Raw genomic sequence first — 8267 nt, forward strand, 5'->3', positions numbered from 1 at the left:
AGAACTTCTGCCGGCACCGCCCTGCGGGTTGATGTCGGTTCCGTCCGGGGCAGCTTCACTACGTTTCGCCAGCAGGCAAAAAAATACGGGGGAGAGGAACCGCGACCGGCTGGCCTCGCGGGCCCCCACCACCCAAGGAGCAACCCATGCACACCACTCATCCCGTCGAAACTCACGATCACACGAGCCAGGTCTCGACCCCGCCGGTCACCACCACCACAAATGGTCGGACGTATCCGGCCCTGGAGGCCTTCGGGTCCATTCACGACACCTTGACCGGTGCCGCCATTCGCCTGGCCGTGCTGGCCGTGGAGGACCGTTTCAATGGCCCCAGCGATGAGCGGGAGACCGAACGCATCACTCTGATCGCGCACCTGCTGGCCTTCGCCAATATCCACGGTTCCACCCGACCGGCCGCGGCGCTGCGTCAAGCGCTGGCCACCATCCAGTACGTCAACGGCCAGCCCGGTACCCCGGTGCTGTCCGTCCTGGAAGAGATCGAAATGGCCATCGGCCACACCAACTGACCCACCCGCTCAGTGGGGCCGGCCCAGCCGGGCCGGCCCCAGGAAGGAGGCCCACCATGACCCGCCACGCCATCTACGACAGCATGCAAGAAGACTGCGCCGACATCCTCACCCCGTCCTGCCCGTTGTGTGGCCAGCAAGGCTGGATCACCGTCCCCCAGTCCGGGGCCGATGCCCTGATGGACGACCAACCGGTCCAGGACGCCCTACCCGAGCTCGATCGTCGGCTGCGCGAGCAGATCATCAGCGGCATCCACCCGCGTTGTTTCCCCGGCGCCGAGTTCGGCGACGGCATCGACCCGGTTCTGATCCGTTCCCATTGATCACCGTCGCCAACCGCTGCGGACACCGGAGGGGTCTATCCCCTCCGGTGTCCGCAGCGGTCCCTAGACTCACCACCAACCACCCGCGGGAAGAAGAGTCATGACTGACACTCACGAAGCCGTCCGTGCCAAGGGCCTCGTCCTTTATGACTCGCTGTACCCGTGGCCTGGTGCCCAAAGCTAAGAGAGAAGGAGGGGGATTAATGCAGCCGTTGAACCGGTTGATCGTGCGCGCCCAGCGCGTAGGCCAGCAGGCCGCGGACATAGCCCACGGGGCTGAGGGCACTCCGGCGTCCACCATCGGGGACGCGCACCATCCAGGTGATGACACTGGCCGTCTCGTGCTGGAGGCTTATCGCTCCTACGGGGGCGAGGAGACCAAGGCTGTGGTGCGCGCCTACCAGGCTGGCTATAACGCCCGGGCGGGGGAACTGGGGGACTATGTGGCCCGCTGGATCGAGATCAAGAACGGCATCATCCACGCCCTGCCCGGGGCCAGCGAGGCCGAGCACCAAGGCATCCTGGCCGCGCTCTAACCACGGCGTGGGTCAAGTCCAGGATCAGGTGGGGACGGAGAACGGGATGTGTGAGGACGTGATGGGGGAGTTGTCCACCGAGGCCGAGGTGGAGGCGCTGGTGCGCGCCACCGCCCTGCGGGAGGGGTTCACGCCCCCCGAGGTGCGGTGGCGTGATACTGGTACCTCTAAGGCCCGGTTTGGAGGACGGCTCATCGAACTGCGGCGCACGATTCTGCGCGACTCGGACGAGGCCCGGTTCGTTGCCCTGCACGAGCTGGGACATGTGGCTGAGCAACACCAGCAGGCCGCCCGCAGCAGCTTCAAGCTTGCCGGACTGGCGGCGGCAGTATGTCCCCTGATCATCGGGCCCTGGCTGGCCTGGCAAACCGGGACGGCACTAGCAAACGGGTTCGTTTTCGGTCTGCTGGCCGCTATGGCGCTCCTGGCCGTCGCCGCGCGCTGGCTGTTCCATCCGCATGAGTACGCCGCGGACCGGTGGGCCGCCGAACGAGGCGGAGTCCTCACGGAACAGCTCGCCCGCACCGCCTTCCCGTCGTCTCCTGCCTGGATGGAACATGTGGCCGCCCTGTGGGGGTCGCACCCGCCCACGAGTTGCCGGGTGCGCCGCGTGCAAGAGGTGCTGTCGCCATCCAAGCGCGCTGACGCCTAAAGACGTCGCGGCCACGCTCTACCCTGTGGGGCATGACCTGGGTGAAACGTGGCGGCGGCAGTGGGACAAGAATCTATGGGCAAGGACTTTTCGCCGATGGCAGCACCGCAGCACCGCAGCCCCCGGTCAGACCAACCCCTCCGGTGTCCGCCGGGCCGGGGCGCGAGCCGGATGCCCCGGACCCGACCGAAGCGCCGGTCATCGCACCGGCCTACCGGGCCACGCAGTGGACCGAGGTGCGCAACAACAAGATCCTGCTAGACCTGCTGGCGCATGGGGTCGCTACCCAGGGCTGGGCGCCGGACTCGAGCATCTACTACGACGATGCCGTGGCTACGTTCGGGGAGACCTCGGTGCATTTCCTCGCCGCCTGCCGCGGCGAACAAGGCGCCGGTGCCCACTATCAGCGCACCGTGGCCGGTGGACGCTACCGAAACGGCCCGACGGACTGAACCTAGCGGCCCCTATTTCGTCAAACCTGGGCCGCGATCAGGTCCGAGTTGGTACCCAAAAGCACCGGGTACGGGGAGACTGTGCCGGGGGTGCCGGCCTGGTCAGTAGCTGTCCCGGCGGAGGTTCATGATCCTCCACCCTTCGGGTATCTGGGCGCGCAGTTCGGTGACGCCTTCCTCATACGAGGCAGCCTCGACGGACAGTTCGCGCACCTTGTGAGCCTGCTGGCCGGTGTTGTTCTCGGGGACAGCCTCGATGGCGGCAATGATGTTCACTCGTTACTCCTATGTCAAGAGGTCTGCGGAGGACAAGTCGTTTTCGTGGGGGCTGGGGGAGTTCCTGCAGAGTACCTGCTCGCCTCATTGACCGGGATGGAACCGGCCGGTGCCGCTCCGGGCTGATAGCCGGTGTAGACCGGCAGGATTGGAGGGGCGAGCACCGCGCTGGCCCCGCAGCTCAGAGTCCGAAGGCTCCACCGCTGACGAGAATGAAGACGCCCAGGCCGATCAGCACGAGGGGGAACAGGATGTGCTCCCAGCGTTCCAGCACCTCGGCGATGGGTCGGCGGGTGGCGACGAACTTGGCCAGACCCACCAGCACGGCAACCAGCGCGAGGAACACGAGGCAGTAGGCGATCACGGCGCCCGGGCCGACGCTGAGGAAGACCGGGACGTAGACGCCGATGTTGTCCCCGCCGTTGGCGAAGGTCACCCCGGCCACGGTCCAGGCGGCGACGTTCTTGCCCTCGATCTTGGCGTCGTCGTCATCGTCGTCGTCGCCGCGCCAGGTCTGCCAGGCGGCCCACAGGCCCAGGCCCAGCGGGATGAGCCCGAAGTAGGGGATGACCTCTGGGGGCAAGAACGCCCCCGCGCCCAGCGAGATGAGCACCGCCGCACCCAGGATGCCGACGAACCCGAGGTACTGACCGATCAGGATCCGGGTGGTGGTCCCGCGCTGGCCCGCGCCGCGACCGAAGAACAGCGAGAGCACGATGATGTCGTCGATGTTCGTGACCAAGAACAGGCCGATCGCCTGCAGGATCGAGGACAGGATCACGCGACCACCCCCGGGGGGCAGCAGCCGGGCACCGAGCACGCCGGGTCCAGGCACGGGGCGCTCTCATCCACCGCCAGGGTGATATCGACCAGGGCGGTCAGCGCCCGCGCCAGGTGCGCATCGGCGATCTCATACCGGGTCTGGCGGCCCTCGGACACGGCGACCGCGATCCCGCAGTCCCGCAGGCACGCCAGGTGGTTCGACACGTTCGACCGCGTCAGCTCCAGGTCCCGGGCCAGCTCGGCCGGGTAGGCCGGGCCCTGGAGCAAGGTGAGCAGTATCCGGGACCGGGTCGGGTCGGCCATCGCCCGGCCCAGCCGGTTCATCACATCCAAACGGGAAGAACTAGTCAGCATTCGCTGAACTATACAGTCACAAATGAACCGTCAGGTTCAGGTGACTTCGGTGGTTAGGGCCTCGGGTCTTCCGTCCTCCGCTGCTGCCAGGTCAGGCGGCTTGGGGGAGGGGCGTCGTTTCCGTGAGGGGTGGTGGGGCCCCGGCTTTGGCCTGGTGGTCCTGTGCTCGGGTCATGGTGCGCCAGAGGGTGCGGGCGATGGCGGTCTTGAGACATCGAAGGGCTTCCATCTTGCCCTTGCCGGAGGCGCGCAACCGGAGGTAGTAGTCCTGGCCGGGGCCCTCCAGGCGGGCCTGGGTAATGGCGATGCGGTGGATGGCGCAGTTCAGTTGTCGGTTCCCGCGTCGGTTGAGGCGTACATGACCGGCGGTGTTGCCGGACCAGACCGGGACCGGGGCACACCCGGCGAACATCACGTATTTGCCGGCGGTGGCGAAGCGGTCGATTCCGGCGGTTTCGCCTAGTACCTTGGCCGCGGTCAGCTCGGCGCAGCCGGGGATCTGCAGCAACTCCGGGGCCAGTTCGGCCACCAGGTGCCGGATGCGCCGGTCGAGGTCTTTGACCTGCTGACAGTGGCGGTCGATGTCTTCTAGTTCCATGCCGGCGATCTCGGCGACAACGCCCTCGGTTCCGTCCAGGAACGCTCGGAGCTGGCGCCGGGTCGTGGCCCGGTTCAGGGCCCCGTGGGAGGGATCCAGTTCCGGGTCTAGTTCGTGCAGGTGCCAGCGCAGTCGGTTCACTGCCCGGGTTCGTTCGGCCACCACGTCTTCTCGGCGGGCCAGCAGTAAGCGGACTTCCCGTTCCGGCCCGGCCGGGCGGGCGAGCGGCAGGTCCTGCTCCCGGGCCATGGCGCGGGCCACGGACAACGCATCGATCGGGTCAGACTTGCCGTAGGTGCGCGCGGAGGCGCGTTGGCCGGCCATCAGCTTGGGCTTGACGCGCACCACCGCCTCGCCGTGGGCCAACAGATCTCGTTCCAGGTGCCCGGTGAGCATCCGGCAGTCCTCTACCCCCCAGAGCCGGTCCTGGTCCTTGAACTTCTTGGCCCACCGGTAGGCCTTTTCGTGACCGGCTTTGGTGGCCATCACCTGCAGTTGTCCGATTTGTTTGCCTACCGGGTCCACTGCCACCAGGGTGTGGGATTTCTTGTGGACGTCGGCGCCGATGAAGAGAACCATGGGACCTGCCTCCTATTCGCCTGGATGGTGAACGGTTGGGCCGGTCGGCGGACAAAGCTCAGTGGGGCGCTAGCACACTCCTATTAGGTCACGCCGGCCGGTCCTTCCACCCGGAGCCGGCATAACGAGTGCAGGGCACCACCTTGAGTGGTCCGCTGAGCGTAGGGGCCAAGCCCCGGGTGAAAGGAATCCAACCACCGCGTCACCCGCGGCAACACCCACAATCACACTGAGTTGAGCGTACGCGCGGCCTCGCGGCCTTCAGAGGCGCCGTCTCATTCGCCGGAGTGCACGTATGGGAGTGCGGGCGCGGTCTGCTCTCCCGGGGACGCCGAACGTTGCAGACGGGGGCCGGAGTAGTTGGTCTGGCACCGCGGGTTGCGTGGGGTGCTTGAAGAATCAGGTGATCCAAAAGGATCAGGTGCACCAGCCTCCGAAGCATCGGGGGCTTCCCAGGTACCAGCCCGCGGGACATCTGAGTTGGCCCGCCTAGTCACGTGTCCGGCGGCGCGTCGAGGTCTGCAGGCCCCTCACCGGGCGGTTCTATGTCGGTGCTCAGGCGAAAGTGGTCCAGTTCGGCCGCCTCACCGTGCCACGAGTAGGACGCATACACCGGTGTCTCGTGGCGGAGTAGGTCGTACATAGGGGCGAAGTCTTCGTAGGGCAGAACCACCGTGAACTGAGGTTCCTGGTAGTGACCGGAGAGCCCGATGTGTGTGGAGGAGAACTTCAGGCGGACCACCTTCTGGGTCGGGCCACCCTCCCCGGAGTCGTACAACGTCAGAAAGGCTGTGCGTCCTGCCTGTGGCCCCGCAGCGCGCTCGTGTCCGACTTCGTATCCTTCGATACTCCATCCTTGGCCTCCACCGTTCGGCATGGTTCCTCCCACGTTCGTCCATTCGGCGGTCCTGCATCTGGGGGCGCCGGTTCGCTGGTGTGGTGCTCATGGTGGCACCGCAACCGCGACGGCCACAGACCCCACCTGGTCACTCACCATCCAGTCAGGGACAGCCCACTCCGGTCGTCCTCACTCGACCGCGCCGAGGCCGCGCAGGTCTGCCCGAGTCGTACCGACCACTGCCCGCGATCCAATCGCGTCAGCCCACACGCTGCCCGCAGCGCGGCCGCGCCAGCAGAGCACTCCGTCCGTAGCGCGCTACTGCCGGCAAGCCGACTGTTTCGCTCGACGAGCGAAACAGTCAATCAGTCATCACACCTCTGGCACCAAGGTGCACTCTCGGACAGTGTGTCCGAGTTTCTGACATGTGCCGGTGAGCCCTGGGGGCGAACTGACCACATGGAAACGCAAGTGCACCGGTGCCAGTACTGCACCCGAGAGTTGCCCCCCGAGGCCCGCTCGAACCGTCTCTACTGCGACGAGGACTGCCGTCGCCAGGCCCACGGCCGTCCTGCGCGGACGGCCAGCCGCCGGTGCGAGAGCTGTGGGAAGCACTTGCCGGAGGGCAGCCGGAGGAACAAGCGGTTCTGCGATGCGGCCTGCCAGAAGGCCGGTGCCCGACGCCGGAGCCGTCCGGCCGACTCCACCAACAAGAGGGCGGCCGACCGTGACCTGTTGGTCGTCGCGTCTGCCCAGCTGGTCCAGGCCGAGACGGCGCTGGGCCAGGCCCGTGGCCGGATCCGGGACCGTGAGCGGGAAGTGTCCTGGTTGCGTGCCGAGCTGGCCGAGGCGCGTCGGTCAGCGACCAGGGCCTTGGTGGTGCAGGCCAATGAGGCGGCTGGTGTCCGGGAGCGGTTGGCCGCGGCCACCGGGGAGTTGTTCGTGCTGCGCCGTAACTGGTCGGCCACGGCCGAGGCTCGGGTGGCCACCGCCGAGGTGACCGGCCTGCGCCAGCAGTTGGCCACCCTGCAGGAGAGGTACGGCCAGCTGTCCGCCCGGTACCAGGAGTTGGCCGACACCGCCGAGCTGGCCGCGACCGAACGCCAGCAACTCCAGGGCGTGGTCCGGCAGTGGGACACCCTGTGTAAGCGGCTGCACAAGGCCACGGGTGGCCAGCCGGCGGCTGCCGTGGACAAGGACATCCTGGCCACCTGGACACGGTTCCGTCAGGCCGTGGCCACCGGCACCGGCAACCGTGGCCGGGCCCCCGTGACCGGACCGGCCAGCGGACAGGTGGCCACGACGGGGGGTGTCCGGTGACCGTCTCGATCTCGAAGATGTCTATCGCCTACTACCTGGACAGTGTGGCCACCGGCGACGAACGCCACCACGGACGCCAGGACTTGACTGCCTATTACACCGAGGCCAAGGCCCCGGCCGGCCGTTGGGTCGGGTCCGGGCTGGCCGGAACCTCCCTGACTCCCGGGCAGACGGTGGAGCGCGACCACGCGGTGATGCTTTACGAACAGGCCCGCGACCCGGAGAGCAAGAACCTGCTGGGCCGGGCGCCGATGGCCCGCCAGGCCACCCCGGCGGAGGCGAAGACCCCGGCCGGGCGGGTGGCCAAGTCCACCCGGGAGGCGGTGGCCGGGTTTGACCTGACCTTCTCGGTGCCCAAGTCCGTGTCCGCCCTGTGGGCCGTGGCCGGTCCCTCGCTGCAAGGCCAGATCCACCAGGCCCACCAGGCGGCGATGAACGAGACCCTGGCCTGGGTCGAGGCCCACGTCCTGCAGTCCCGGGCCGGGCACGGCGGGGTCGCGCACGTGCCGGTGACCGGGTTGGTGGCCAGCCAGTTCGATCACTGGGACTCCCGCGCCGGGGACCCGCAGCTGCACACCCACACGGTCATCTCCAACCGCGTCCAACGGGTGCTGGATGGCCAGTGGGCCACTCTGGATTCCTACTCGTTGCACCGGCACGTGGTGGCCATCTCCGAAACGTACAACTCGCTGCTCTTCGACCGGCTCCACCAGCAGATCGGCGCGCTACCGGAGTCCCGCTCCGAGGACGGCCAGCAGCTGGCCGACGCTCTGGCCGCGGCCACCGCCGAGGACGTGTCCGGTCAACCTGACACCGCCGGTCACCGGGTCGAGCTGGCCGGTGTGCCGGACAGCCTGATCGAGGAGTTCTCCACCCGGTCCCGGGCTATCGAAGCTCGAACCGATGAACTCGTGGCCGAGTGGGTGGCCACCCACGGCCAGCGACCCCCGGCCGCCATGCTGTTGCAGCTGCGCCAGCAGGCCACCCTTCAGACCCGCACCCCCAAGGAGGAGTCGTCTATGTCGCTGG

General features: G+C 67.7%; 12 protein-coding genes. 7 read left to right on the forward strand and 5 right to left on the reverse strand.

Features of this window, described 5'->3' with window-relative positions; all coding sequences use genetic code 11:
* The first annotated feature begins 146 nt into the window (after nt 1-146).
* The 5 genes from Q0283_RS00635 (at nt 147) to Q0283_RS00655 (ending at nt 2490) form a co-directional block, all read left to right on the forward strand.
* Entirely contained in the window at nt 147-527 is a 381-nt protein-coding gene (locus tag Q0283_RS00635) for a hypothetical protein (RefSeq protein WP_298041953.1), read from the forward strand.
* 56 nt (nt 528-583) lie between these two features.
* Complete coding sequence (locus Q0283_RS00640) at nt 584-850, forward strand: hypothetical protein (RefSeq protein ID WP_298041956.1); 267 nt, start codon at nt 584-586, stop codon at nt 848-850.
* Between the two features lie 341 nt (nt 851-1191).
* Entirely contained in the window at nt 1192-1386 is a 195-nt protein-coding gene (locus Q0283_RS00645) for a hypothetical protein (protein ID WP_298041958.1), read from the forward strand.
* A 46-nt stretch (nt 1387-1432) separates the two neighbouring features.
* Nucleotides 1433-2038: a M48 family metalloprotease gene (locus Q0283_RS00650; RefSeq protein ID WP_298041960.1), complete on the forward strand. Its 606-nt coding sequence runs from the start codon at nt 1433-1435 to the stop codon at nt 2036-2038.
* A gap of 32 nt (nt 2039-2070) precedes the next feature.
* On the forward strand, nt 2071-2490 hold the full coding sequence (locus tag Q0283_RS00655; protein ID WP_298041962.1) for a hypothetical protein: 420 nt from the start codon (nt 2071-2073) through the stop codon (nt 2488-2490).
* A gap of 102 nt (nt 2491-2592) precedes the next feature.
* Here Q0283_RS00655 and Q0283_RS00660 read toward each other — a convergent pair whose 3' ends face one another.
* The 5 genes from Q0283_RS00660 to Q0283_RS00680 all read right to left on the reverse strand — a co-directional run bounded on the left by Q0283_RS00660 (nt 2593) and on the right by Q0283_RS00680 (nt 5957).
* Nucleotides 2593-2766: a hypothetical protein gene (locus Q0283_RS00660; protein WP_298041964.1), complete on the reverse strand. Its 174-nt coding sequence runs from the start codon at nt 2764-2766 to the stop codon at nt 2593-2595.
* A 181-nt stretch (nt 2767-2947) separates the two neighbouring features.
* On the reverse strand, nt 2948-3547 hold the full coding sequence (locus tag Q0283_RS00665; RefSeq protein WP_298041977.1) for a cadmium resistance transporter: 600 nt from the start codon (nt 3545-3547) through the stop codon (nt 2948-2950).
* Nucleotides 3544-3903 carry a helix-turn-helix transcriptional regulator gene (locus tag Q0283_RS00670; protein WP_298041966.1) on the reverse strand — a complete coding sequence of 120 codons (360 nt, stop codon included), beginning with the start codon at nt 3901-3903 and terminating at the stop codon, nt 3544-3546. Before Q0283_RS00670 ends, Q0283_RS00665 begins: the two co-directional genes overlap by 4 nt.
* A 91-nt stretch (nt 3904-3994) precedes the next feature.
* The gene (locus tag Q0283_RS00675; protein ID WP_298041968.1) at nt 3995-5080 is read right to left on the reverse strand and encodes an IS110 family transposase; all 1086 of its coding nucleotides are present in this window, start codon (nt 5078-5080) and stop codon (nt 3995-3997) included.
* 493 nt (nt 5081-5573) lie between these two features.
* Complete coding sequence (locus tag Q0283_RS00680; protein WP_298041970.1) at nt 5574-5957, reverse strand: hypothetical protein; 384 nt, start codon at nt 5955-5957, stop codon at nt 5574-5576.
* A gap of 696 nt (nt 5958-6653) precedes the next feature.
* Between Q0283_RS00680 and Q0283_RS00685 the strand changes: the two genes are divergently transcribed.
* Both Q0283_RS00685 and mobF read left to right on the forward strand, forming a co-directional pair.
* Entirely contained in the window at nt 6654-7238 is a 585-nt protein-coding gene (locus tag Q0283_RS00685; RefSeq protein WP_298041972.1) for a hypothetical protein, read from the forward strand.
* Nucleotides 7239-7255: 17 nt separating this feature from the next.
* A partial coding sequence (mobF, locus tag Q0283_RS00690) for a MobF family relaxase (RefSeq protein ID WP_298041974.1) occupies nt 7256-8267 on the forward strand: 1012 nt, incomplete at its 3' end.

Source organism: uncultured Citricoccus sp., assembly GCF_937871995.1.
Taxonomy (GTDB): domain Bacteria; phylum Actinomycetota; class Actinomycetes; order Actinomycetales; family Micrococcaceae; genus Citricoccus.